This is a genomic window from Nesiotobacter zosterae (assembly GCF_033843645.1).
Lineage (GTDB): Bacteria > Pseudomonadota > Alphaproteobacteria > Rhizobiales > Stappiaceae > Pseudovibrio > Pseudovibrio zosterae.
In genome coordinates this window covers 1-25063 of the sequence record NZ_JAWXVZ010000016.1, presented here as the reverse complement: position 1 = coordinate 25063, position 25063 = coordinate 1, and the positions used below count along the sequence as shown (strand labels likewise).

Annotated in this window: 14 protein-coding genes, 1 tRNA gene, 1 rRNA gene and 1 pseudogene; 7 read left to right on the top strand and 10 right to left on the bottom strand. The window is 55.9% G+C overall.

Annotated features, from left to right (window positions below; genetic code table 11):
* Window positions 1-17 precede the first annotated feature (17 nt).
* The 6 genes and pseudogenes from Q3Y58_RS18305 to Q3Y58_RS18280 form a co-directional block, all read right to left on the bottom strand.
* Window positions 18-803: pseudogene (locus tag Q3Y58_RS18305) on the bottom strand (carbohydrate ABC transporter permease); the annotation flags it as partial.
* Between the two features lie 132 nt (window positions 804-935).
* The gene (locus Q3Y58_RS18300) at window positions 936-1820 is read right to left on the bottom strand and encodes a carbohydrate ABC transporter permease (protein WP_274220218.1); all 885 of its coding nucleotides are present in this window, start codon (window positions 1818-1820) and stop codon (window positions 936-938) included.
* Between the two features lie 4 nt (window positions 1821-1824).
* Window positions 1825-2901, bottom strand: a complete 1077-nt coding sequence (locus Q3Y58_RS18295) for an ABC transporter ATP-binding protein (protein WP_319623257.1) — start codon at window positions 2899-2901, stop codon at window positions 1825-1827.
* A 6-nt stretch (window positions 2902-2907) separates the two neighbouring features.
* Window positions 2908-3990, bottom strand: coding sequence for an ABC transporter ATP-binding protein (locus Q3Y58_RS18290; protein WP_319623256.1), 1083 nt, complete (start codon window positions 3988-3990; stop codon window positions 2908-2910).
* Window positions 3991-4381: 391 nt separating this feature from the next.
* Window positions 4382-6139 (bottom strand): TRAP transporter permease, encoded by a 1758-nt coding sequence (locus Q3Y58_RS18285; RefSeq protein WP_319623255.1) that lies wholly within the window; start codon window positions 6137-6139, stop codon window positions 4382-4384.
* 69 nt (window positions 6140-6208) lie between these two features.
* A complete protein-coding gene (locus Q3Y58_RS18280; protein ID WP_319623254.1) occupies window positions 6209-7162 on the bottom strand; it encodes a TAXI family TRAP transporter solute-binding subunit in 954 nt (317 codons plus the stop codon).
* Between the two features lie 465 nt (window positions 7163-7627).
* Between Q3Y58_RS18280 and Q3Y58_RS18275 the strand changes: the two genes are divergently transcribed.
* From Q3Y58_RS18275 to Q3Y58_RS18250, 6 genes are all read left to right on the top strand, one after another.
* Window positions 7628-9850, top strand: a complete 2223-nt coding sequence (locus Q3Y58_RS18275) for an esterase-like activity of phytase family protein (protein ID WP_319623253.1) — start codon at window positions 7628-7630, stop codon at window positions 9848-9850.
* Window positions 9851-10403: 553 nt separating this feature from the next.
* Complete coding sequence (locus tag Q3Y58_RS18270) at window positions 10404-12434, top strand: methyl-accepting chemotaxis protein (protein ID WP_319623252.1); 2031 nt, start codon at window positions 10404-10406, stop codon at window positions 12432-12434.
* Between the two features lie 359 nt (window positions 12435-12793).
* Window positions 12794-14824 (top strand): methyl-accepting chemotaxis protein, encoded by a 2031-nt coding sequence (locus tag Q3Y58_RS18265; protein ID WP_319623251.1) that lies wholly within the window; start codon window positions 12794-12796, stop codon window positions 14822-14824.
* 418 nt (window positions 14825-15242) lie between these two features.
* The gene (locus Q3Y58_RS18260) at window positions 15243-17273 is read left to right on the top strand and encodes a methyl-accepting chemotaxis protein (RefSeq protein ID WP_319623250.1); all 2031 of its coding nucleotides are present in this window, start codon (window positions 15243-15245) and stop codon (window positions 17271-17273) included.
* 363 nt (window positions 17274-17636) lie between these two features.
* Window positions 17637-19664, top strand: a complete 2028-nt coding sequence (locus Q3Y58_RS18255; protein ID WP_319623249.1) for a methyl-accepting chemotaxis protein — start codon at window positions 17637-17639, stop codon at window positions 19662-19664.
* A gap of 452 nt (window positions 19665-20116) precedes the next feature.
* A complete protein-coding gene (locus tag Q3Y58_RS18250; RefSeq protein WP_319623248.1) occupies window positions 20117-22147 on the top strand; it encodes a methyl-accepting chemotaxis protein in 2031 nt (676 codons plus the stop codon).
* Between the two features lie 62 nt (window positions 22148-22209).
* Here Q3Y58_RS18250 and Q3Y58_RS18245 read toward each other — a convergent pair whose 3' ends face one another.
* Together Q3Y58_RS18245 and Q3Y58_RS18240 are read right to left on the bottom strand one after the other, a co-directional pair.
* On the bottom strand, window positions 22210-22362 hold the full coding sequence (locus Q3Y58_RS18245) for a hypothetical protein (RefSeq protein WP_274220229.1): 153 nt from the start codon (window positions 22360-22362) through the stop codon (window positions 22210-22212).
* Window positions 22363-22510: 148 nt separating this feature from the next.
* Window positions 22511-23398, bottom strand: coding sequence for a LysR family transcriptional regulator (locus Q3Y58_RS18240; protein WP_319623247.1), 888 nt, complete (start codon window positions 23396-23398; stop codon window positions 22511-22513).
* A gap of 96 nt (window positions 23399-23494) precedes the next feature.
* Here Q3Y58_RS18240 and Q3Y58_RS18235 point away from each other — a divergent pair, with 96 nt between their 5' ends.
* Complete coding sequence (locus Q3Y58_RS18235; RefSeq protein ID WP_319623246.1) at window positions 23495-24478, top strand: aldo/keto reductase; 984 nt, start codon at window positions 23495-23497, stop codon at window positions 24476-24478.
* Between the two features lie 171 nt (window positions 24479-24649).
* On the opposite strand, the gene Q3Y58_RS18230 is transcribed toward Q3Y58_RS18235, so the two are convergent.
* Window positions 24650-24726: transfer RNA gene (locus Q3Y58_RS18230), tRNA-Met, on the bottom strand.
* 235 nt (window positions 24727-24961) lie between these two features.
* A 5S ribosomal RNA gene (gene rrf / locus Q3Y58_RS18225) occupies window positions 24962-25063 on the bottom strand; the annotation flags it as partial.

Sequence of the window (25063 nt, the reverse complement as noted above, 5' to 3'; positions counted from 1 at the left end):
GGTCGTCCTCCTTCAGCTTACACGCGGCCCAGGGCAAAGCCCTTGGCGATGTAGTTACGTACGAACCAGATGACGAGCGCACCCGGTATGATGGTCAAGACACCAGCCGCGGCCAGCACGCCCCAATCCAGACCCGAGGCCGAGACGGTTCGGGTCATGGTGGCGGCAATGGGCTTGGCATCCGTGGTGGTCAAGGTTCTGGCGATCAGCAGCTCTACCCATGAGAACATGAAGCAGAAGAACGCCGCCACGCCGATACCGCTCGCAATCAGCGGCATGAAGATCTTCACGAAGAACTTCGGAAACGAGTAGCCGTCGATATAGGCGGTCTCGTCAATCTCCTTCGGCACACCGGACATGAAGCCCTCCAGGATCCAGACGGCCAGCGGCACGTTGAACAGACAGTGCGCAAGTGCCACTGCAATGTGCGTGTCGATCAGACCGAAGGAGGAATAGAGCTGGAAGAACGGCAGCGCGAACACTGCTGGCGGGGCCATGCGGTTGGTCAGCAGCCAGAAGAACAGGTGCTTGTCACCGAGGAACTTGTAGCGCGAGAACGCATAGGCGGCAGGCAGCGCTACTGAAACCGAGATCACCGTGTTCAGCACCACATAGGTGATGGAGTTGATGTAGCCCGAATACCAGCTCGGATCGGTGAAGATCACCATGTAGTTGGCAAGGGTCGGGTTTGCCGGCCACAAGGAGAATCCGGAGAGGATCTCCTGATTGGTCTTCAGGCTCATGTTGAAGAGCCAGTAGATCGGCAGCATCAGGAACACGATGTAAAGCGTTGGCACCAGAAAGGTGAGACGCTCGGACAACGGCCGCTTGGCCTTGTCGAGATGCAGCTTGCTTTGCCCGATCACACGGCCCTTTGGCAGAGCACCTGTGGAGCGAGCGGTTTGAGTTGGTTCACTTACAACAGTCATGTCCAATCACTCCCCCTTTGTCTCTGGTTTTTCGGCGCCAACATTGGTCATCACGGTGTAGAACACCCACGAGAAGACCAGAATGATCAGGAAGTAGACCAAGGACATGGCCGCTGCCGGACCAAGGTCGAACTGACCCAGAGCCATTTTCACCAGATCGATCGAGAGGAACGTGGTCGAGTTGCCCGGCCCGCCGCCCGTCACAACGAACGGCTCGGTGTAGATCATGAAGCTGTCCATGAACCGCAACAGAACGGCAATCAGCAGAACGCGGTGCATCTTCGGCAGCTGAATGAAGCGGAAGATCGCCCACTTGGAGGCGCCATCAATGCGCGCCGCCTGATAGTAGGCTTCCGGAATGGACACCAGACCGGCATAGCACAGCAGCACCACAAGACTTGTCCAGTGCCACACATCCATGATGATCACGGTTGCCCACGCGGCCACCGGATCCTGCGTATAGTTGTACTCGATCCCGATGTTGTTGAGCACATAGCCCAGCAGACCGATGTCCGCACGTCCGAACACCTGCCAGATGGTGCCCACCACGTTCCACGGCACCAGCAGCGGCAACGCCATCAGAACCAGGCACACCGGCACGCCCCAGCCTTTGCGCGGCATGCACAGCGCAATGAAGATACCCAGCGGGATCTGAATCGCGAGGATGGAGAATGAGAAGATAAGGTTGCGAACAAGGGCGTCGGTAAAACGCTCAGAAGCGAGCAGATCCACGAACCATTCGGTTCCCGCCCAGAAAAACTGGTTATTCCCAAAGGTGTCCTGCACGGAGTAGTTCACCACGGTCATCAGCGGAATGACAGCGGAGAAAGCCACCAGCACAAGAACCGGCAGAACCATGAACCAGGCTTTGTTGTTGACTGTCTTTTCCATCAGATCAGCCCTCCCGTCCAACAAGCCAGCTATCGGCATAAAGGTTGATGTTATCGGCACTGATCACGGCACTCGGGCTCTCAGGAATTTCCTCGCCCTCCATCACGATGGCGTGGAAGTCGTGATCATCCAGCTTGGCGCGGACGATGCGGTAACGCCCTACATCCTCCACACCTTGCACCTGAATGGGCAGGCCTTCACCTGACGGCTTCAGGCTCACGAACTCGGGGCGCACGCCCACCTCAAGCGACGCACCGCTGCCGAACCGGCCGATGCCGCTCAGCGGCAGTACATGTTCCCCGATGCGCGCGCCTTCACCTTCCAGTGTGCACGGCACCACGTTCATGCCCGGCGACCCGATGAAGTAGCCGACGAAGGTGTGTTGCGGGCGCTGGAACAGCTCATTCGGCGTCCCGATCTGCACCACCTCGCCCTCATACATGACCACCACCTTGTCAGCGAAGGTCAGGGCTTCGGTCTGGTCATGGGTCACATAGACCATGGTGTAGCCGAACTGCTTGTGCAGGTGCTTGAGCTGCGAGCGCAGCACCCACTTCATGTGCGGGTCAATCACCGTAAGCGGCTCGTCGAACAGGATCGCGTTCACGTCCGCCCGCACCAGACCACGCCCCAGAGAGATCTTCTGCTTCTCATCTGCGGTCAGGCCCTGGGCCTTGCGGTGGGCTTTGCTTTCCAGATCGATGATATTGAGAATATGGCGTACTGTCTCGTCAACCACCCGTTCCTCAACGCCTCGGTTGCGCAGCGGGAACGCCAGATTGTCGTAAACGCTCATGGTGTCGTAGACGACCGGGAACTGAAACACCTGCGCAATGTTGCGCGCTTCGGTTGGCAGGTCGCGAACGGAAACGCCATCAAACAGCAGATCCCCTTCCGAAGGCCGCAGCAAACCGGAGATGATGTTCAGCAGCGTTGTCTTGCCACAACCAGACGGCCCGAGCAGCGCATAAGCCCCGCCATCTTCGAAGGTGTGGTGCACTTCTTTCAGCGCATAGTCCTTCTTCGACTGCGGGTTCGGCATGTAGGCGTGGCGAATATGATTGAGTTCTATGTTAGCCATGGGTCCTTACGCCTCCACCGGCATGTCGAGCGTCGCAAGACGGCCATTGGTTTCGAAAACAAGGAAGTTGCGCGGATCAAGGAACACCTCGATCTCATCGTCCACTTCAATGTTGCGGATGCCATGGGCAAGGGCGACCCAGGTCTCTCCCACGCAGTCCACGTGGATGAAACTCTCAGAGCCCGTAATCTCGGAGACCTGCACAACGCCCTTCAGCGCAAAATGGTGGTCGGTGCGCTTGGAAAGGTGCAGGTGGTGTGGGCGGAAGCCCGCAATGTAAGGGCCATCGGCGAGAATCTTTTCGTTCTCGGCCACCGGGATCTGGTCCCCATTTGGCAACTCCAGCACATCGCCCTTCTTGACGATGCTGAGCGTGTTCATGGGCGGATCAGAGAAGGTCTGCGCTGTCACCAGCGTATTGGGTCGCTTGTAGACCTCCAGTGTCGGGCCGAACTGGCTGACTTCACCATGGTGAAGCGTTGCGGTCTTGCCGCCCAGCAACAAGGCCTCGGACGGCTCGGTGGTTGCATAAACGAAAACAGCGCCGCTCTCGGCGAAAATCTTGGGCAACTCCGCGCGCAGCTCTTCACGCAGCTTGTAGTCCAGGTTCGCAAGCGGCTCATCCATGAGCACCAGATGCGCGCCCTTCACCAGCGCCCGTGCCAGTGCCGTGCGCTGCTGCTGACCACCTGACAGGTTCAGCGGCGTACGCTCAAGATAAGGAGTGAGTTTGAGAAGCTCTGCCGCCTCCTGCACCTTGCGGTCCAGCTCTGCTTTCGGCAAGCCCGCAATCCGAAGAGGCGAAGCGATGTTTTCATAAACGGTCAGCGCGGGGTAGTTGATGAACTGCTGATAGACCATGGCCACGTCGCGCTTGCGCACGGAGTGCCCGGTCACATCCTTGCCATTTACGATAACTTGTCCTGAGGTCGGCTTGTCCAGCCCGGCCATCAGACGCATCAGGGTTGTTTTACCTGAGAGTGTGGGCCCAAGGAGCACGTTCAATGACCCAGGTTCAAGGGTCATGGACACGTCCTTAATATGGTCCACCCCGCCGACAACTTTGCCGACGCCTTTCAATTCCAGCATGTTGGCCCTCCCAAGGCCGCCAGCCATTCACAGCTGACTCTGCCGTCGTGGCGTTCTTTTTCGATGTTCAGCACCTCAGCGGATCCCCACCCGACCTCCTATCCGAAGACTGGACAGATCTTGCGATGCTGGGCCCGGGGTCTGAGCTCCCAACCCCCGGCTTAGTAAACCAACTTATAAGGGATCATGCTTATAATCAAATTTCATTTTTCATCACTTGGGACTATTTCGCGTAATTTCGAAATAAAAACGAAAGTTTCCGCAGGTGCGACGCCACCTCCGCGGCCGTCTAATGCCTGTGAAAAACCAAAGAAATTAGCTGATATACACAAAAAACGGGCGAATCCTTTCGGACTCGCCCGCTAACCCAACGCGAAACTGAACTTTCGTCTTAGATAAATATGAGAATGCCCCCCGCAACCCCGTAGAGTAAACGCAAGTGGGGCTTGGATGGCGCAATCAAACCAAAGGAAATCAAGGAGAGACCGACACCGATTTTCGCCGAAGCCAAAAGGGCCGCAACCGGCGCACTCGCAAGCTCAATCAACGCAGGGTTCGCAATCATCCCCAGCGGGACCAGATAAAGCCCAATGCCCAGCGCCATGGCAAACACCGCTACCTTCAGCCAGTTCTCCCCCACCATGCCAGCGGAGATGAACACCGCCCCGCAAACCGGCGGCGTGATGGTAGAAAGCAGCGCAAACCAGAACACGAACATATGAGCCTGTAACGGCTCAAGCCCGATCTCGGTCAGGGCCGGACCGGCCACGGAGATGCAGATCACATAGGCAGCAGTGGTGGGCACCTCCATGCCAAGCACAAGGCAGGCCAGTGCGGTCAGAAGCAGGGCGGGCCAAAGCATGCCGCCAGAGCCCGACAGGATCAACGAGGTGATTTTCACCCCCAATCCGGTGATGCCGAGCGTTCCGATGATGATCGAAGCGCAGATGATGATTGCCGCAATGGTCGAGACCTGCTGGCCGGTGTTCATCAACGCCTGCTCCAACCGCGCCATCGTCCGCTCGCGGTCGAAACTCAAGGCCTTGTCGATAAACAGCAACGCAAAGGCCACCAGAATGGAAATGCAAGCGGCATACTGCGGTGTGAACTTCAACGCGAACATGGCAAACAGCAGCACCGCAAACGGCACGAGGAAGAAGGCAGAGGTGATCACCACCGTGCGCATGACCGGACGCTCATCAGCGCTCAGGCCCTTGAGCTCGTAGCGCCGCGAGAAGGCGTTGATGCCAACCCACACAGCAAGAAAGTAAAGAAATGCAGGCAGGATCGCCGCCGCCATGATGCCTGTGTAAGGCACACCGGTCAGCTCCACCATCACAAAGGCCCCCGCCCCCATCAGCGGCGGAGTGATCTGCCCGCCGGAAGATGCCACCGCCTCCACAGCGCCAGCAAGCGCGCGCGGATAGCCAAGCCGCGTCATGGCAGGCAGGGTGATTGCGCCGGTCGAGGCCACATTGGCAGAGGCCGAGCCGGAGACAGACCCAAACAGCGCTGAGGAGACAACCGAAACCTTGGCCGCGCCACCACGCAAACGGCCCGCGGCGGCGGCGGCCACATTCATGAAGCCCTGCCCGGCTTCACCCGCATTCAGCACCGCGCCAAAAATCACAAAAATGGCCACGACGCTTACGGAGATGCCCGTCAAGCTGCCCCACAGCCCGCCCTCGGCAATGGTCAGTGTGCCCAGATAGCTCTGCAGCGGAATGCCTGCATAGCCAAATTCGCCGGGGATATGCTCGCCAAACACGCCGTAAAGGATGGAGAGCAGCGCCACCAAGGGCAGCGGCCAACCAATGGAACGGCGCGCCATTTCCAGCACCACGACCAGAAGCACAATGGCAATGCCAAGCTGAAAGTCGCCCATCAGATAGCCATACTGGTCGCCAAGCATCTGCTGGTTCAGCGCGATCCAGAGACTGGCGAAAAGCCCGGCCGCACACAGCATCCATCCGGTTATCTTTTCAAACCGGTTCTTGGCTACGAAGATCAAAACCCATGGCAAAGCCAGCGCCATATGCAGCGGACGACTGACAAGGTTCGGCACCAACCCGTAGAAGATCAGCCCGATATGGAAGACGATGGTCGCGCCGCCCAGCGCCACCCAAAGTGCACGGGAAAGTCCAGTCACCAATTGCCCCTAAAAACTGAAGGCCCGAACCAAGCGTCCGGGCCTTGTGCATTCGTTGTGTTGCGTCACTTAACGCAGGCTATCCGGCACCGCAATGCCAGCTTCATCATAGTAGCGCAGCGCGCCCGGATGCAGCTTGGTCTGATTATGCACCAGCATGGCCGCATCAACGCCAGCCCACCAGGCCGCACTCTCCGCCAGCTTTGCCTTTTCCTCCCAGAAAGCCTTGGTAACCGCATAAGCGGTGTCATCATCCATCTGTGTCGTGGTGTAGGCAATCACAGGAAGAGAGGTAGTGGTAATATCTGCGTCCTGTCCGGTGTACGTTCCTGCAGGAATCACGATCTTGGTTCGCTTGGTCTGAGCGATCTCGTCTTCAGACAGGCTCAGCACCTCAACATCAACACTTGCCGCCGCCTCAATGACGTTTGGCGCCGGATAGGAGCCTGCAGTCACAAAGCCGTCGATCTGGCCGTTCTTGAGTGCAGAAACAGCGTTGGACAGTTCAACATTAGCCAGTTCAACACCATCTTTCACGCCGAACAGCTCAAGATATTTCGCGCCTTCACGCGCGCCAAAAGAGCCCTTGCCAATGAGGATTTTCTTGCCTTTCAGGTCTTCGAAGCCCGCGACATTGGCGTCTGCACGCGTAATGAAATGCATGGTAAGCGACGGGATCGGGAACAGCGCGCGAATTTCGTCAAAACGCGGGTTTGCCCGGCCTTCAAACATGGCCTTGCCCGCTTGAGCCAGAGGCACAAGGGCGGGTGGTGTGGTGAACATGTAGTTGCCCGGGCGCACCGAAGCCTCCATCACGTTCTGAACAGACCCTTGGCTTTCCTCAACGGTCACGATGATCTCGCCGCCGGAAGCAGCCTTGATGGCCTCCGCCGCCTGAACCGCCATCTGATAGTAGGACGTGCCGGTCTTGGCCGACTTGTAGGTAACGCGTGTCTGCGCCTGCGCTGTAACGGTGAGAGCCAGCACAGCGGCACCCAACGCCAATCCCTTCAGTAATTTCATCTTGTCCCCTCGGGCACTCTTTGTTTTCCTCCCACACCACCACGGCGGTGCATGTGGCTCACTATACACAATATCCGCGAGAAGACATTGAGCAGTCCTGATAGTTGAGCGAGAAAATATCAGCAATTTCATTGCGTGGCAGAGCGCTGTTTGTCGCGCTTTAGGCACAACCCACTCAAGTTGCTGGGGACCGCGTCCCGCGATCCTCCGAGATCAATGAGGCTTGATAACCTGTTAGAGGGCTAACAACACCCCTCTTCCCATTGCGTAATAACAACCAGTACGTGCCCGTAAATTGTAGACATATGCAACTCAAATATTGCTAAAACTCTCGATTTTTCCCTAATTTCTGCGGATTGCGAGCGTCATGGAAACTTCAAAAATTCGTCATTGCAAAGCAGTATGACGACCATAGGTTGCTGAGACTTACGCAGTAACCTTTATCCAAACAAACAGGGGGCTTCCATGCGAGAGTTCAAGCGTCGTTTGATCGGCGGTATCAGCTTGGCAATCATCGCTGCAACGGCTTCAGCCGCAAACGCAGCAGACGGAAAATTCTTCGAGCGCATCGCGACTTACCCGGTCTTCAAGACCCTCGCTGAAGGCGTTGACCCAGCAACTGAAACCGTTGCTGAAATCATCAGCGCCTCCAAAGATGGCCGCACCCTCGTCTTCACGGACAGCCCGGGTGACGCACTCGTATTCCTCGACATCACCGACCCGGCCAATCCTGTACCTGCAGGCCGTGCCGATTTGGGCGGTGAGCCTACGTCCGTTTCCGTTGCCGCCAAGTATGCCCTTGCTGGCGTCAATACCTCGGAAAGCTACACCGCCCCTTCCGGTTACCTGGCGGTTGTAGATCTGGAGACCAAAGAAGTTGTTGCCAAGTGTGATGCTTCTGGTCAGCCAGACTCCGTTGCTCTTTCCAAAGACGGCAAGTTCGTTGCCATCGCCATTGAGAACGAGCGCGACGAAGACCTTAACGACGGTGTGATCCCACAGCTTCCAGCTGGCCACCTCACCATCTTCGATCTGGACGCCGACGGCATGCCAACCAACTGTGAGGCAGCTCGCACTGTTGAAATGACTGGCCTTGCCGACGTTGCCCCAACCGATCCAGAGCCAGAATTCGTTTCCATCAACGATGACAATCTCGCTGTTGTCACGCTGCAGGAAAACAACCATCTGGCCATCGTTGATCTGGCATCCGGTGAAGTCGTCACGCACTTCTCCGCAGGCACCTCTTCTGCTGATGCGATCCCGGTCAAGAAAGCACGCATGAGCGATGCATCCGGCTCAATCACCGATGTACCGCGCGAGCCAGACGCTGTTGCATGGATCGATGCCAACCGTTTCGTGACCGCAAACGAAGGTGACTACGAAGGCGGCTCCCGCGGCTTCACAATCTGGAACAAGGACGGCGAAGTCCTGTTCGACAGCGGCGCACAGATGGAACACCTGGGCATGTCCCATGGCCACTACCCATCCAAGCGCGCACACAAGAAGGGCACCGAGCCTGAAGGTGTTGCAGTTGGCACGTTCGGTGACGACACCCTCATCTTTGTGAACTCCGAGCGCGGCAACTTCGTTGCAGTCTACAAGGACACCGGCGGCGAGCCAGAGTTCGTCCAGTTCCTGCCGACACACATCGCGCCTGAAGGCCTGCTTGCCCTCTCAGAGAACGGCCTGTTTGTTGTTGCAAACGAAAAGGACGAAGCTGAAGAAGGCGTTCGCGCTCACGTTGGCATCTACAAGTTCGGCGCAGACGCTGCTGAGTACCCGCAGCTGATCTCCGAAACCGATCCAAAGACCGGCGCACCAATCGGCTGGGGTGCAATCTCCGGCATGGCTGGCGACCCAACTGACGCCTCCAAGATCTACGCTGTGAGCGACAGCTTCTACGACGCAGCGCGCATCTTCACCCTCGACGTTTCCGAAATGCCTGCAAAGATCGTTTCCCACGTCGACCTGACCGGCGGCTCCGCTGAGAAGTACGACCTGGAAGGCATCGCAATCCGCAAGGATGGCGGCTTCTGGCTTGCGTCTGAAGGTCACCCGGGCAAAGAACTGCAGCACTACCTGCTTCAGGTAACGGCTGACGGTGCCATTGAGCAGGAAATCACGCTGCCAGAAACGCTCATCGAGCAGGCCAAGCGGTTCTCCCTCGAAGGCGTGACTGAAGCTGAAATCAACGGCACGCCAGTTGTTGTGGTTGCTGTTCAGCGCGAGTGGAACGACGACCCGAAGGGCATGACCAAGCTCGGCATCTACAATCCTGCAGACAAGAGCTGGGGTTTCGTTCACTACCCGCTGGACGCACCAAAGAGCCCTGCTGGCGGCTGGGTTGGCCTTTCTGAAGTCACCTACCTCGGCGACAACAGGCTGGCTGTTGTAGAGCGCGACAACAAGGGTGGCACCGACGCTGCGATCAAGCAGGTAACCGTTGTGTCTCTGGATGGCGTGACCCCTGCGGCCCACGGCGAAGAGCTTCCGGTTCTGGAAAAGAAGGTCGTTCTGGACCTCCTGCCTCAGATGTCAGCCACCAACGGCTGGACCCCAGACAAGGTCGAAGGTCTGGCGATCACCGCGGATGGCCGCATCCTCATCTCCACCGACAATGACGGCGTTGACGATGCTTCCGGTGAAAGCCTGTTCTTTGACATGGGCGAAGTCTCCAAGCTGAACTAAACTCTTTCAGCGCAGAAAATTCAGGCCCGGCGGACGCGGTTCGTCGGGCCTTTTTGCTTGCCGGCTCCCCTCCCTTGCACAGTAACGGCCAGACTATAAACGGCGTTACACGTGAGCGACTCAACGGTTGCAAGCAAAAATGCCGCTACCTGGCGTCTTCAGCAGCCTCACATCCCCAAAAAACTAAAGTAGTCACCAAAGTTTAATACAACCATCAAAACGCGGCTTGAAAATTATTTACTCGCCTGAAGTAAAATTCAGAGAGCCCTTCTCAAAACGACAGCAAGCGCGCTTCAACGATCCTCGCACGAAGCCAACCCCTTATCACCGCTTGGTCTTTTATTAGAAAATGCGAATAATCAAGCCACACCCCTCACCACCCGTTCTTGCCGCCAAAGCACCAACTGGCCCCGCCGCCCCACTGGTCCACGCCACGCTCCGCCCTTCCATAAGCGTCACCTCAAGGCCCAACTGGCTTCATCGATTAAGGATGAGTTAAGCACTGCTGCCTGACGCTGAAGCATCGACCAGTAACAAACAGTGGCGCGGTTCAATGTCTCTCAAGCTGAAAATTTTCACGTATTCGAACCTCATTCTCGTAATTGGTTTTGTTGCGCTCATCAGCATAGTCACCGTTTTGATGTCCAGCATGGCTGAGCACGACGGCGAAGATCTGATGCTTGAGAACGCAAAACTTCAGGGCAACATCGCTCACGCCAGCATCGGCGTTTACGAGCACGCCGCAGCGACCATGGCCGATGCCTATGAAGGTGCCATTGCCAACCTCAACCCGTCGCGAGATGACATCGCCGCGATGGCGCGCCACTTCCTCAGCACAAACGACAAGCTGCTCGCCTTCTCCACCATTCTGGAGCCTGACGTGATCGGCCGCGATGCCGACCACAAGAACACCGGCCTGTCCAACGCCAACGGACAGTTCGAGGCTTACATGTTCCGTGCCAATGGCGGCGTGGACAGCAGCCTTGTAGGCATGCTCACCGACGCGCCAGAGGTTTGGTATTATCCAGCGGTCCGCGCCAAGAAGACCGTCATGACCGCCCCATATGAGTATGAACTCAACGGCGAAACGGTCCTGATGATTTCCGCGATCAACCCCATGTTTGACAGCGCCAGAAATGTGATCGGCGCCGCCATCGTCGACATCACCTTGAACGAAATCACCGACCAGATCACGGCCACCAAAAAGTTCCAGACCGGGTACGTGGGCATCATCGCAGACAACGGCGTCTGGGTGGCCAACAGCAACACATCCCTCATCGGCCAGGAGGCCGCCCCTGGCGTGCTGGACCTGACCAAGCAGGCCCAAAGCGCAACAACAGTTTTTGAAACCGGTGATCAGCGCACCGGCGTCAGCCCGTTCACGCTGCCCGGCACAGAGCAAGTCTGGTACGCCGTGCTCACCGTTGACAACACCGAGCTGCTCGCCCGTGCCAACACCACGCGAAACACTGCCATCATCGTCGCCCTTCTGGCCATTGCCATCGGAACGGTTGTCATGTGGCTGGTCGGCTCCAACATCGCCAAGCCAATCATTCGCACAACAGAGCGCATGCACGGCCTCACAGAGGGTGACACCGCAACACCGGTTGAATACACAGACCGCAGCGATGAAATCGGCCAGATGGCGTCAGCACTGGAAGTCTTCGTCAAGAACGCAATTGAACGTGAGCAGCTTCAGAGCGACTCTGAACAAGAGCAGATGGCGCGTCTGGAACGCCAGAAGCGAATTGACCAGCTGATTGCTGACTTTGACGCCAGCGTCAAGGAAAGCTTGAACAACGTCTCCACCAATTCGTTGGAGCTCAAGGAAACCGCGAAGGTGCTGACCGGCATTGCGGAAAGCACGACCTCCCGCTCCACCACGGCCGCCGCTTCTTCTGAAGAAGCCTCCACCAACGTGCAAACGGTTGCCTCGGCTGCCGAGGAACTCGCCGCGTCAATCGAAGAGATCAGCCGTCAGGTTGGCCACACCCAAGGCGTGGTCGCAAGCGCCACCACAACAACGCAAACCACAAACGGCAAGGTCGAAAGCCTCGATGCAGCCGCACAGCGCATTGGCGAAGTGCTCACGCTCATTCAGGCCATCGCAGAACAAACAAACCTGCTTGCGCTCAATGCCACCATTGAGGCCGCCCGCGCTGGTGAAGCAGGTAAGGGCTTTGCCGTCGTGGCCGCAGAGGTAAAAGAACTGGCAAACCAGACCTCCAAGGCAACGGAAGAGATCTCCAGCCAGATCGTGGGCATCCAAAACTCCTCCAAGGAGGCCGTTGAAGCCATTGGTGCCATTGCCAAGACGATGGGCGATGTCAACAACATCACTCAGTCCATTGCTGCAGCAGTGGAGCAACAAGGCGCGGCCACAACGGAGATCAGCGAAAACGTGCAGCAGGCAGCCACCGGCACCCGCGACGTAGCGGAAAACATGTCCGGCGTCACGGCATCTGCCAGTGAAACGAGCGCAACAGCCGCGCAGGTTCTTTCAGCCTCTGAAGCCCTCATGGCACAGGCAGACAACCTTCAGGACAACATCGCCAGCTTCCTGCACAACGTCCGCAGCGCCTGACCGCAGCTGCACAGTTCAAGCACACCTGAGGGCTGGTTTTCCACTGGAAGCCAGCCCTTTTAACGTGCCATTTTACACTGCATTTTAAAACAACAGACCCAAGAAGCCAGCTAATAAAGCAAATCGAGTCGCAAATCACACCGGCGTGAAATATAAAGATCCGTATACTTGAATATTTGGCAAGCCTCGCGCAAGTTTCAGCGGAAAAATCGATTATTTCCATTCTCCATTGCCCAACAGAGATGATATATTTTCTTCTCTACTTCCTTATCAAAGCGAGTTCATCTTCACTTAACATTTGAAGCGGATATAGCGCCTGAAGCGCAGATTGCGCCAATCAACCCATTCAGGTGATGTGTATGTCTCTCAGCCTCAGAATTTTCTCTGCAGCGAACGCCGTGTTCATTGTAGGTTTCGTCGCTCTTATTTCGGTTGTCACGGTTTTGATCGCGCAAAACGCTGATCAGTCTGGCGAAGAGCTAATCTTGGAAAATGCCGCGTCACAGACCTATCAGGCGCAGGCAATCTTCGAAAACGCACAGCTCAAAACCGCAAGCTTCGCAGACACCGTAAGCAAGTTCGCGGCACACACCGAACTGAGCAGAGATCTGCTGGCCAAAGCCGCGCGCGACTACTTTGATGACAACAAGGATCTGAACGGCTTTCTTGTTGTGCTGGAACCAGACCGGCTGGGCGCAGACAAGGCAAATCAGGGCCAGGGATTTTCCAATGCAAACGGTCGCTTCAGCCTCGCTTTTGCTCGTGGCCCGCAAGGCATCAGCTGGCGAGAAGTGAACGCAACCGATGCAAACTCCGATGCCTGGTATGGCGCAGCGCTACGCAGCGGCGATGATGTGGTCACCCACCCGTACAGCTTTGAAGCTGGCGGCAAGACCATTCGCGCGGTAACGGCATCCACACCAATCTTTGACGCCTCGAACAAACCAATGGGTGTGATTGCAACAGACATTTATCTGGACCGCCTTGCCGCGGCTTATGAAGGCGCCCGCCGTTTTGAAACTGGCTATGTCGGCATTCTCAGCAGCAACGGTGTGTATGCAGCAAACAGCGATGAGGCACGCCTTGGCCAGAAAGCACCAGACGACATATTGGATCTCGTAGGCCAGACCTCAGAAAGCGAGCGCGTTTTCGAACATGGCGACTGGAAACTTGTCGTAAAGCCGTTTGTTCTACGGGGCACACACGAGAAATGGTACTCCATCGTTGCCGTTGACAATGCAGAGCTTCTTGAGCACGCCACCAGCACCCGCAACACCGCCATTCTGGTCGCCTTCTTGTGTTTGGCGGTCGGCACAGTTGTCATGTGGCTTGTGGGCACGTCCATTGCCAAGCCGGTTGTTCGCACCACTGAGCGCATGAACGCACTGACCCAAGGCGACACCACAACGCCGGTGCAGTACATCGAGCGCAAAGACGAAATCGGCCAGATGGCAATGGCCCTTGAGGTCTTCGTGGAGAACGCCATCGAACGGGAAGCGTTGCAAGCCGAGTCCGAGCAAGAGCAGGAAGCGCGCCTCGCACGGCAAAAGCTCATCGACCAGCTCATCTCCGACTTTGACGCCTGCATTCAGGAAAGCTTGCGCACGGTTTCCTCCAACTCACTGGAGCTGGAAGAGACCGCAAAGGTTCTCACTGGTATTGCAGAGAGCACCACGTCACGCTCCACAACGGCAGCTGCGTCCTCTGAAGAGGCTTCCGCCAATGTCCAAACGGTGGCATCCGCGGCGGAAGAACTGGCAACTTCCATTGAAGAGATCAGCCGGCAGGTTGGCCACACGCAAGGGGTTGTCTCAAACGCAACCAGCACCACCCAGACCACAAACGAAAAAGTCGCAAGCCTTGACGCAGCCGCGCAGCGCATTGGCGAAGTTGTGACCTTGATTCAGGCAATTGCTGAGCAGACCAACCTTCTCGCCCTCAACGCAACCATTGAGGCGGCCCGCGCTGGTGAAGCAGGCAAGGGCTTTGCGGTGGTGGCCTCTGAAGTCAAGGAGCTGGCAACCCAGACCTCCAAGGCAACGGAGGAGATCTCCTCTCAGATCATCGGCATCCAGAACTCCTCCAAGGAGGCTGTGGAAGCCATTGCTGCCATTGCCAAAACGATGGGTGACGTCAACAGCATCACTCAGACCATTGCCGCTGCGGTTGAACAACAAGGCGCGGCCACCACGGAGATCAGTGAAAACGTGCAGCAGGCGGCCACGGGCACCCGCGACGTCGCTGAAAACATGTCTGGTGTCACGGCTTCTGCCAGCGAAACAAGTGCAACAGCCGCCCAGGTGCTTGCGGCTTCCGAAACGCTGAAGGCCCAGTCCGACAGTCTGCAGGAAAACATCGCAACGTTCCTCAACAACGTGCGCAGCGCCTGATAAGCGACTCACATTGGAAAAACCGAACCGGCTTCGCTTGGCGGAGCCGGTTTCTTTTTGCTCGAACGCGTTCGTCCGCATGTCAAAAAAAATTCATCAAATTACCTGTGCAGTATTACGGATGCACAAATCAGCAGACTGCACCGAAGCGCCAGCCAGCATTCAACAAAAGTCGGAGCGTCAACAAGTCGAATGCGGTTCGGATAACCCCATAAGAATATTAGTAAAATTTGCAAGAATGCAGCGCATCGCGGCAGACCGCTGCTGATCCGGCACTCCTTTGATCAGCAAGGAAACGCAGAAAACTGCGAAGAACAGGCCCGGATTTACCCGTCACGCGCGCACGGAGATTAAGGCTCAATTAAGGCATAAGCCCTACCGCTGAACCCAATGATCATTCGGAGCTTTTGGTAGTCGCATGTCTCTTCGAGTCAAAATTTTCTCGTCATCCAACCTCATCCTTGTTGTCGGATTGATAGCACTCATCACCATCGTCGGCGTGCTGATGTCAAATATGGCTCAACAAAACGGCAAAGAGCTGCTGCTGGAAAACGCCAGCATCCAGGCCTACCACGCTGAACAGGAGATCTCCTTGTCGCAGCTTGCCGCTACCAGCCTCTCAGACGCCTTGGAAAAGAGCATTGAGCACACGGACATTTCCCGCGACGAGATCGCGGCAATCGTCCGAGACTTCCTTGACGAGAATGCGCATCTGACGGGTGTGACAACGGTTCTGGAGCCGAACACAGTTGGACAAGACGCTGACAACAAGAGCGTGGGCTACTCCAACGCGCTTGGCCAGTTCGAGCCATACTTCTTTCGGGCCAATGGCAAGATCGATTGGCGCTTGGCAGGCATGCTGACGGATTCACCAGAAACCTGGTACTACGCTGCCGTCAACAACTCCAAAAACATTGTCACCGACCCGTATACCTTCGACGTTGGCGGCGAAATGGTTGTGGCAGTTTCGGCAACCACACCAATGTACGACAAGTCGGACAAACCGATTGGCGGTATCGTCGTAGATGTATTCCTCAATCAACTGGTTGAAAAAGTCGACGCATCTCGCAAGTTTGAAACCGGGTATGTGGGCATCGCCAACGACAACGGTATGTGGATCGCCAACACCGATCGTGAGTTGATCGCAGCGCCGGTCAACGCCGAGATCAAGGATCTGATGGCGCAGGCCGCCAACACGGCGACTGTTGTGGACGTGGGCGACCACAAGATTGCCGTTCGCCCGTTCGATCTTCTGGGAACAGACCACAAATGGTATGCGATCGTTTCCGTTGACAAGGCAGAGTTGCTGGCAACCGCATACAGCACCCGGAACTGGGCCATCCTTGCCGCCATTTTCTGTGTGGTCATCGGCACGGTTATCATGTGGCTGGTCGGCTCCTCTATTGCCAAGCCAATCATGCGCACCACGGACCGGATGAACGCCCTCACCGAAGGCGACACGGACACACCGGTTGACTACACCGACCGTAGTGACGAGATCGGTCAGATGGCGCAAGCGCTTGAAGTATTCGTTGAAAACGCCCTTGAGCGCGCCAAACTGCAAACGGAATCTGAAAAGGAACAGGAAGCGCGTCAGATGCGCCAGAGGGTCATCGACCAGCTCATCTCGGAGTTTGACGCCAGCGTTCAAGAGAGCCTGCGCAGCGTTTCCACCAACTCTCTGGAGCTTGAAGACACGGCCAAAGTGTTGGCTGGCATTGCTGAAAGCACGACATCCCGTTCCACCACGGCTGCTGCCTCCTCCGAAGAAGCGTCCACCAACGTTCAGACGGTTGCCTCCGCGGCCGAAGAACTGGCGGCGTCAATTGAAGAGATCAGCCGTCAGGTTGGTCACACCCAGAACGTAGTTGCCAATGCAACCAGCACCACCCAGTCAACAAACGACAAGGTGGAAAGCCTGGATGCCGCTGCGCAACGAATTGGTGAAGTGGTCACTCTCATTCAGGCCATTGCTGAACAGACCAACCTGCTCGCCCTGAATGCCACCATCGAGGCAGCACGAGCCGGTGAAGCAGGCAAGGGCTTCGCGGTTGTAGCAGCCGAAGTGAAGGAGCTTGCGACCCAGACCTCGAAGGCAACGGAAGAGATCTCCTCTCAGATCATCGGCATTCAGAGTTCCTCTCGTGAAGCAGTGGATGCAATCGGCGCCATCTCCAAGACAATGAACGACGTCAACGAGATTACCCAGACCATCGCAGCTGCTGTTGAACAACAGGGGGCCGCGACCACTGAGATCAGTGAGAACGTTCAGCAGGCCGCTGCTGGAACAAGAGACGTTGCAGAGAACATGTCCGGCGTGACAGCCTCAGCAAGCGAGACCAGCGCAACGGCATCTCAGGTGCTCTCGGCCTCCGAAACGCTCAAGTCTCAGGCCGATCACCTGCAGGACAACATCGCAACGTTCCTGACCAACGTTCGCAGCGCATAAAATCCCGGTTTCATTCAAACCGACGCAAACGGCCTCAGGCAACTGGGGCCGTTTTTCTTTGCCCGAGCACAATTGAATGCAGTTCAGTCAAAGACGCGGGAATAAATCCGTATTTTGTCGAACCAAGTTCAACTGGGCGTAGCCGGTAATATATAATACGAACGAGTTCGAAAATTCACTTTTTGGCAATTTTCTGGGCCTTAAGCTTGGCACAATGTCAGATGGGGTATTTCTGACAAGGGCGCTAAAGCAACCGGAAGCTGAAGTATGCTGCTCCGTGTGATTTAGCCAGATTCATGCTTTGGTGGGTGCAGTAGGTCTCTGCCCTACCGGGTGATGTACTTGCAAGGCATCGAGGGCAAAATGTCACTGCGACTCCGAATTTTTACAGCTGCAAACGCCGTTTTCATCGTCGGCTTTATTGCACTGATTACTGTAGTCACCATGCTGATGGGTCAGAACGCAAACGAGACAGGCGAAGAGCTTCTCGTTGAAAACACTGCGGTTATGTCCCTTCAGACAACGGAAGAACTCGACAAGGTACACGGGGCTGCCATCAGCTTTGCGGACGTTTTCGAGAACCAGCTAAAGTTCACGGATGTTACACGTGATGAGATCGCTGAGATCGCCCGTGGTTTGCTTTCCAGCAACCCAAGCTTGACCGGCGTCTCCGTAATCTTTGAACCCAATGCACTCGGCAACGATGCAGACTTCAAAAACAAGAGTTATTCCAACGAGTTGGGACAATTTGAGCCGTACTTTTTCCGTAACGACGGTCAAATCGACTGGCGCCTTGCTGGCATGCTCAACGACCCGGGCAGCTGGTACACACCCGCCATCACCGAGCGCTCAGACTTCGTGACAGCGCCTTACAGCTTTGATGTTGCTGGAGAAACTGTGCTCGCGGTATCCGCTACCGTGCCAATGTTCAACGCCAAGGGCCAAGCAATTGGCGGCGTCGTGGGCGACGTGTTCTTGAATGACCTCCTGGAAAAGGTGGAAAGCAACCGCCGTTTTGAAACGGGCTATGTTGGCATTGTCAGCAGCAGCTTTACCTGGGCGGTTTATAGCGACCCTGAGCAGTTGACCAAAGCCGTACCAGATGACCTTAAGTCATTGATTGAAAGAACAAATGACAGCGTGCGCGTGTTCGAGGTCGAGGGACAGCAGGTAGCGATCCGCCCCTTCAAGATCCGCGGCACCAACCAAACCTGGTACGCGGTCGTTGCTGTTGAAGAAGCCGAACTACTGGCTTCAGCAAACAGCACCCGTAACTCGGCCATCATTACCGCGCTGCTCTGCCTTGTGATGGGCACGGGCATCATGTGGTTGGTGGGGACATCCATCGCTAAGCCGGTGATGAGAACCACGGAACGCATGAATGCGCTGACGGAGGGCGACACCGACACGCCTGTCCAGTACACTGAGCGCTCTGACGAAATTGGCCAGATGGCGCAAGCACTTAAGGTGTTCGTTGCCAACGCGATCGAACGCAAGCAGCTGCAAACGGAATCTGAGCAGGAGCAAGAAGCACGCCTCCAGCGCCAGAAACTGATTGATCAGCTGATCAGCGACTTCGATGCAAGCATTCAAGAGAGCCTGCGCACTGTTTCTTCAAACTCTGTTGATCTGGAAGAAACCGCAAAGGTGTTGGCGGGCATTGCGGAAAGCACCACCTCCCGCTCGACCACGGCAGCCGCCTCGGCGGAGGAGGCCTCCTCCAATGTGCAGACGGTCGCCTCAGCTGCAGAAGAACTTGCTGCATCCATTGAGGAAATCAGCCGTCAGGTTGGCCACACACAGGGCGTTGTCACCAATGCAACCGCGACCACCAAGAACACCAACGAGAAGGTTGAGAGTCTTGATGCCGCGGCGCAGCGCATCGGCGAAGTGGTAACCCTGATTCAGGCCATTGCCGAACAAACCAACCTTCTCGCGCTTAACGCGACCATCGAAGCCGCTCGCGCGGGTGAGGCAGGCAAGGGCTTTGCCGTGGTGGCCGCAGAAGTAAAAGAGCTGGCAAATCAAACCTCTAAGGCAACCGAAGAGATCTCCAGCCAAATCGTTGGCATTCAGAACTCATCGCGAGAAGCCGTGGAGGCGATTGGCGCGATCTCCAAGACAATGGGCGACGTCAATGACATCACCCAGACGATTGCGGCCGCAGTTGAGCAACAAGGCGCAGCTACAACGGAAATCAGTGAAAACGTTCAGCAAGCCGCGGCGGGCACCCGCAATGTTGCGGAAAACATGTCCGGCGTCACGGTCTCTGCCACAGAGACAAGCGCTACTGCTTCCCAAGTACTGTCAGCTTCTGAGACATTGAAGACTCAAGCCGACAATTTGCAGGATAACATTGCCACTTTCCTGCAGAGCGTTCGCAACGCCTAGACCCAAATCACCCCGCTCGAAAAATGCCGGCGCATCACAAATGCGCCGGCATTTTTATATGCAGCAACAAAACGGACCTAATTGTCAAAAAAAATTCATCAAATTGTTTTGAGGCCTCGAAACCCGCCGCCGCCTGCAACCAAAAGATGCTCTCAAGAGCAGCTTACCCGCGACCGAAAACAGCCGCAATCGCGCCAATTCGAATAACTCTCTAATAATACAAGATATTTTCTGGCAACAATATTTCTAGAGACATTTTCCAACCCCTCCTTGCGCCAGTACGCATTGAGAGTCCGGATTAAAAAATACCGGTTTCATTACAGTTAAGTAGAGCGGACAACACGAAAACCCGAAGTCAGACACGGCAGTCGATAGCTGAATTAAGTTCAGATTAATTCTTGTCACATAAGCAATTTTAGTCAGTCAATTTCAGAGATCTGGTACGGGGCACCATGTCACTACGTCTTCGCATTTTTACCGCGTCAACGGCGGTAACCGTTGTGGGCTTTGCCGCCCTCATCATCGTTATTACGATGCTGCTATCGACCATGGCTCATCATGAGGGTGAGAAGATCTTGCTTGAGGACTCTGAGGTCCAGGCAATTCGAGCCAATCAGGAAGTTGGCGTCGCACTTCAGGCAGCGGGCAACCTGTCTGATGCCTATGAAAAGATTCTCCTCTACTCAGACGTTACCCGTGAAGCTCTTGGTAATGTTACCCGCGACTTCCTTGCGGAAAACGAAGGCCTGTCGGGTGTAACGCCTGTGTTCCAGCCGGATGTTGTCGGCAAAGACAGCGACCACCGTGGGGACGGTTACTCTAACCACAATGGTCAGTTCAATCCCTACTTTTACCGCAATGGCGGGGCCGTCGAGTGGCGCCACGCGAAGATGGAAAATGGCGCTGCGGACAACTGGTATTACGCCGCCGTCAACGCGCGTCAAGACATCATTACAGCGCCTTACACCTTTGAGGTTGCTGGTGAAACCGTGTTGGCGGTTTCTGTAACCACACCGATGTACAATCCTCAGAATGCGGCCATCGGGGCAATCACCATTGATGTGTTCCTCAATGATCTCTCCCAAATGATCAAGGATAGCCGCAAGTTCGAAACAGGCTACGTGGGGCTCGTCGACAAGACAGGCCTTTGGGTCGCCAACACGGACACCAGCGTTCTCGGGCAAGAGATTGATGCAGATACAAAGTCATTGATTTCCGGCGTGACCTCTCAGCCCAAGATCATTGAGCACAATGGACAAAAGGTGGTGGTACGCCCCTTCCAGGTGGCCGAAACCAACGGCGCTTGGTACGCCATCATTGCCGTGGATGAAGCGGAGCTGCTGGCTGTTGCCAACGAGACCCGCAACACTGCAATCTTCACCGCCTTGCTCTGCATTGCTATCGGTATTGCCATTATGTGGTTTATCGGCAGCTCTATCGCAAAACCAGTTATGCACCTGACCAAGCGCATGCATGGGCTGACTGAAGGCGATGTCGACACAGAGGTAGACTATACCGAACGCAAGGATGAAATCGGCCAAATGGCTCAGGCCCTTGAGGTCTTTGTCGAAAATGCTGTTGAACGGAAGAAGCTACAAAGTGAATCCGAACAAGAGCAGGAAGCACGCCAGGCCCGTCAGAAGTACATCGACCAGCTGATTGCGGAATTCGATGCCAACATTCAGGAGAGCCTGCAAACGGTCGGCACCACCTCCATGGACATGGAGCAAACGGCCCGCGTCCTGACCGGCATTTCCGAAGACACCACTGCGCGGGCAACAACCGCAGCTGCATCCTCGGAAGAGGCTTCGACAAACGTTCAGACAGTTGCCTCTGCAGCAGAAGAACTGGCGGCCTCGATCGAAGAAATCAGCCGTCAGGTTGGTCAGACCCAAGGCGTGGTCGCAAATGCCACAGCCACAACGCAAGACACAAACCACAAGGTTTCCAGCCTTGATTCTGCTGCCCAACGCATTGGTGAGGTGGTCAACCTGATCCAGGCAATCGCCGAACAGACCAACCTCTTGGCACTCAATGCCACCATTGAGGCAGCGCGCGCTGGCGAAGCTGGCAAAGGATTTGCAGTTGTTGCCGCTGAGGTGAAAGAACTTGCAAATCAGACTTCCAAGGCAACCGAGGAGATTTCAAGCCAGATTGTTGGCATCCAGAACTCTTCAAAAGAAGCGGTGGAAGCGATCAGCGCCATTTCCCGGACAATGAGCGATGTGAACGAGATCACGCAGACCATCGCTGCGGCAGTAGAGCAACAAGGTTCTGCCACCACAGAGATCAGCGAGAATGTTCAACAGGCGGCAACAGGCACGCGTGATGTCGCAGAGAACATGACCAGCGTCACATCCTCAGCCAGCGAAACCAGCCAAACGGCAGGGAATGTTCTTTCCGCATCACAGGTGGTGAAAGCTCAGGCCGAAGACCTTGGCCAACAGATTGCGACCTTCTTGCAAAAGGTGCGCGCGGCTTGATCTGATTTTGGTTCCCCTGCAAGCGGCGCGTCAAAAATTGGCGCGCCGTTTTTGCGTCAGGCTTAGTCCCATTTGCCCTCATAATTCTTGACGGCAAGCATGCCAAGAAGCACAACAAGCCCCACGCGGGCTACGCCGCTGAAGTCCATAATGTTCGTGGCGACAAGGCTCAGGGCAACAGCAAGACCCAGCCAGATAAACAGATTTCCATGCATTCCCACCTCCCAATTCCATAAGCACCCCAAGCGCCATTGAAAGCTGGTATATCTGCAGCTTACGCTTGTAATGAGCCGCCTAATATTAGGGGAAACACGCATCCGCAACGGCCGCAACCAGATGACAAGCGAGCTGGAATGCGGCCACTCACCCCACTGGGTGGCTGAGCCAATCGCGATTTTCTTCTACCAACTCAGCCAGAAAATCAGCTGTCACGCGCACCCGCGGCGTCTGCGTGAGGTCAGAATGAATAACGAGGTAAATTGGCTGCGATACGCTGATATCTGGTTCAACGCAAACAAGGCCAGCACCGTGAGCTAAAAAGTGCGGCAGAACCGCGAGGCCAAGCCCGGCCCGCGCGGCGGCGACGTGAGACGCCAAAGAGGAAGCCAGCAAGCGTGGCTCGCCTTCAAAATACCGCTCGGCCCACTCCGCAGCTGGCAAGTCGGAATAGGCCTCCCCCCAAGAGATCCAAGGCATTTCTGTGAGAGGCTGCGCGCTTTTCCTCTCCAATACCTGATTGACAAAAGCGCCGCCCGCATAAAGCCCAAAACCAAGCGTCCCTAACCGCCGCAGCGTTATGTTTCCTCGGGTTGGTTTTACGAGACGAAGCGCCAGATCAGCGTCGCGGCGATGTAAGTTAGCCGTTCGTATTTCGGTCACGATGTCGAGTGTGACACTTGGATATTGTGACGCAAACTGCGAGAGCCGTGGTATTATGAGATGGCTTGCAAAGTTTTCCGCTGTTGCAAGGCGCACTCGCCCCCTGACCTGCGCCTGGTGTTGAGCCCCCTCCTGAAACGCCTGGGCTGCACCTTCCAGCATCTCAGCTTTTTCAAGCAGTTCTTCGCCATCACTCGTCAACGAATAGCCGGTCTGATGGCGCTGAAACAATTTGACCCCGAGCGCCCCCTCAAGCCGATCCAACCGCCGGGACAGCGTTGCAATGCCAAGGCCCATGTGCTGCGCAGCAGAGCTCAGCTGCCCTTTTCGAGCAACCGCCAGAAAAGCCTTTGCATCATCCCAAACCAGCATCAGGCCCCTCATTTTTGAAAAATAGGTTTTCAATTCAGCGTCTGTTTTTCAAAACACACTTATGCCAGCAATGGGAGAAACGAAAGAGGAAAATCAATGAAAACACGTCTCTTGGCAAACGGATTGGAAGTCTCATCCATGGGCCTCGGCTGCATGGGCATGAGTGAATTTTACGGCCAACGCAACGACAAGGAATCTCTGGAGGTTCTCGCCAGAGCGGTAGACCTTGGCATTACCTTGTTTGATAGCGCTGACATGTACGGCCCCCACCACAATGAGGAACTACTGGGCACCTTCTTAAGAGCAACAACGGCGCCAGTGAAGATCGCCAGCAAATTTGGCATCAACAGAAAACCCGGCCAATACGCCAGAACCATTGACAACACACCAGAATATGCACGCCAGTGCCTTGAAGGCTCGCTGCAACGGCTAGGCGTCGATCACATTGATCTCTATTACATTCACCGCGTAAACCCCGACCACCCAATCGAGGAAACGGTAGGCGAAATGTCCCGGATGATCGAAGAGGGTAAGATCAGCCATATCGGCCTATGCGAAGTGAACGCATCGACTATACGCCGCGCCCATGCAGTCTATCCCATGACCGCCATCCAAACCGAGTACTCCATATGGACACGCGACGTGGAAGAAGAAATCCTTCCCACCTGCGAAGAACTTGGTATTGGGTTTGTGCCCTATTCCCCGCTCGGTCGAGGCTACTTAACCGGCACAGTCATCAATACGCAGCAATTTGACAGCGGCGACTTCCGTGCGGGTCTCCCCAGATTCTCCGAGGAAGCACTAAGCCACAACCAGAAAATCCGTGACTTGGTAATCGCTAGCGCAGACCAAGTGAACTGCAGCCCCGCCCAATTCTGCATTGCCTGGCTGCTTGCCAAGGGAGAACATATCGTTCCCATCCCGGGCACGAAGCGCCTAAGATATCTTGAAGAGAATGCCGCTGCAGCTGACGTAACCCTTAGCCCCGCTGATCTGCAGAGTTTTGATGCCAAATTGGCCTCACTGAAGGTTTATGGCGATCGCTATACCGAAGAAGGTATGAAAGGCGTAAACGCCTAAACCCAGACGGAATGACAAGAACCACAGGCCCCGTGTGATGCGGGGCCCTTGGGGCTTTTGTGGTAGCCGAGGTCAGGTCGCTTCCCGCATGCGCACTGCAGAAGACGCATCTGTGAACCTGACCGTAGAACGGAAAAACCCGCCAACTCGATGAGTTAGCGGGTTTAAATTTGGTTGCGGGGGTAGGATTTGAACCTACGACCTTCAGGTTATGAGCCTGACGAGCTACCGGGCTGCTCCACCCCGCGATAAACTTGTGTTTTGGGCTTTTGTGGTGCCCAGCCGGGCGTTGGCGTTGCCCGGTCCTTTTTTGGTTTGCCCGTCCTCAGGCCAGTGGCCTTGCGGGCGATGCGGGGCTGTTCCACCGCGACAAACTTTTAGTTTCGTGTATCAAGAGACACGAAAAGGCCCGTGGTTGGGCCTTTTCGTGTGTTCAAGCTGATTGGCTTGGACAGTTGGAGAGTTTTTGATTGTTGTTATCATGCCCGGCGGCGCCCTACTCTCCCGCGTCTTGAGACGAAGTACCATTGGCGCAGGGGCGTTTCACTTCCGAGTTCGGGATGGGATCGGGTGGGGGCGCCCCGC

Bases quoted from the DNA above. Each gene is read 5' to 3' on its own strand.
- Q3Y58_RS18240 (WP_319623247.1), bottom strand. From the start codon at position 23,398: ATGCTGGTTTGGGATGATGCAAAGGCTTTTCTGGCGGTTGCTCGAAAA.
- Q3Y58_RS18270 (WP_319623252.1), top strand. From the start codon at position 10,404: ATGTCTCTCAAGCTGAAAATTTTCACGTATTCGAACCTCATTCTCGTA.
- Q3Y58_RS18295 (WP_319623257.1), bottom strand. From the start codon at position 2,901: ATGGCTAACATAGAACTCAATCATATTCGCCACGCCTACATGCCGAAC.
- Q3Y58_RS18255 (WP_319623249.1), top strand. From the start codon at position 17,637: ATGTCACTGCGACTCCGAATTTTTACAGCTGCAAACGCCGTTTTCATC.
- Q3Y58_RS18280 (WP_319623254.1), bottom strand. From the start codon at position 7,162: ATGAAATTACTGAAGGGATTGGCGTTGGGTGCCGCTGTGCTGGCTCTC.
- Q3Y58_RS18260 (WP_319623250.1), top strand. From the start codon at position 15,243: ATGTCTCTTCGAGTCAAAATTTTCTCGTCATCCAACCTCATCCTTGTT.
- Q3Y58_RS18245 (WP_274220229.1), bottom strand. From the start codon at position 22,362: ATGCATGGAAATCTGTTTATCTGGCTGGGTCTTGCTGTTGCCCTGAGC.
- Q3Y58_RS18275 (WP_319623253.1), top strand. From the start codon at position 7,628: ATGCGAGAGTTCAAGCGTCGTTTGATCGGCGGTATCAGCTTGGCAATC.
- Q3Y58_RS18235 (WP_319623246.1), top strand. From the start codon at position 23,495: ATGAAAACACGTCTCTTGGCAAACGGATTGGAAGTCTCATCCATGGGC.
- Q3Y58_RS18290 (WP_319623256.1), bottom strand. From the start codon at position 3,990: ATGCTGGAATTGAAAGGCGTCGGCAAAGTTGTCGGCGGGGTGGACCAT.
- Q3Y58_RS18300 (WP_274220218.1), bottom strand. From the start codon at position 1,820: ATGGAAAAGACAGTCAACAACAAAGCCTGGTTCATGGTTCTGCCGGTT.
- Q3Y58_RS18265 (WP_319623251.1), top strand. From the start codon at position 12,794: ATGTCTCTCAGCCTCAGAATTTTCTCTGCAGCGAACGCCGTGTTCATT.
- Q3Y58_RS18250 (WP_319623248.1), top strand. From the start codon at position 20,117: ATGTCACTACGTCTTCGCATTTTTACCGCGTCAACGGCGGTAACCGTT.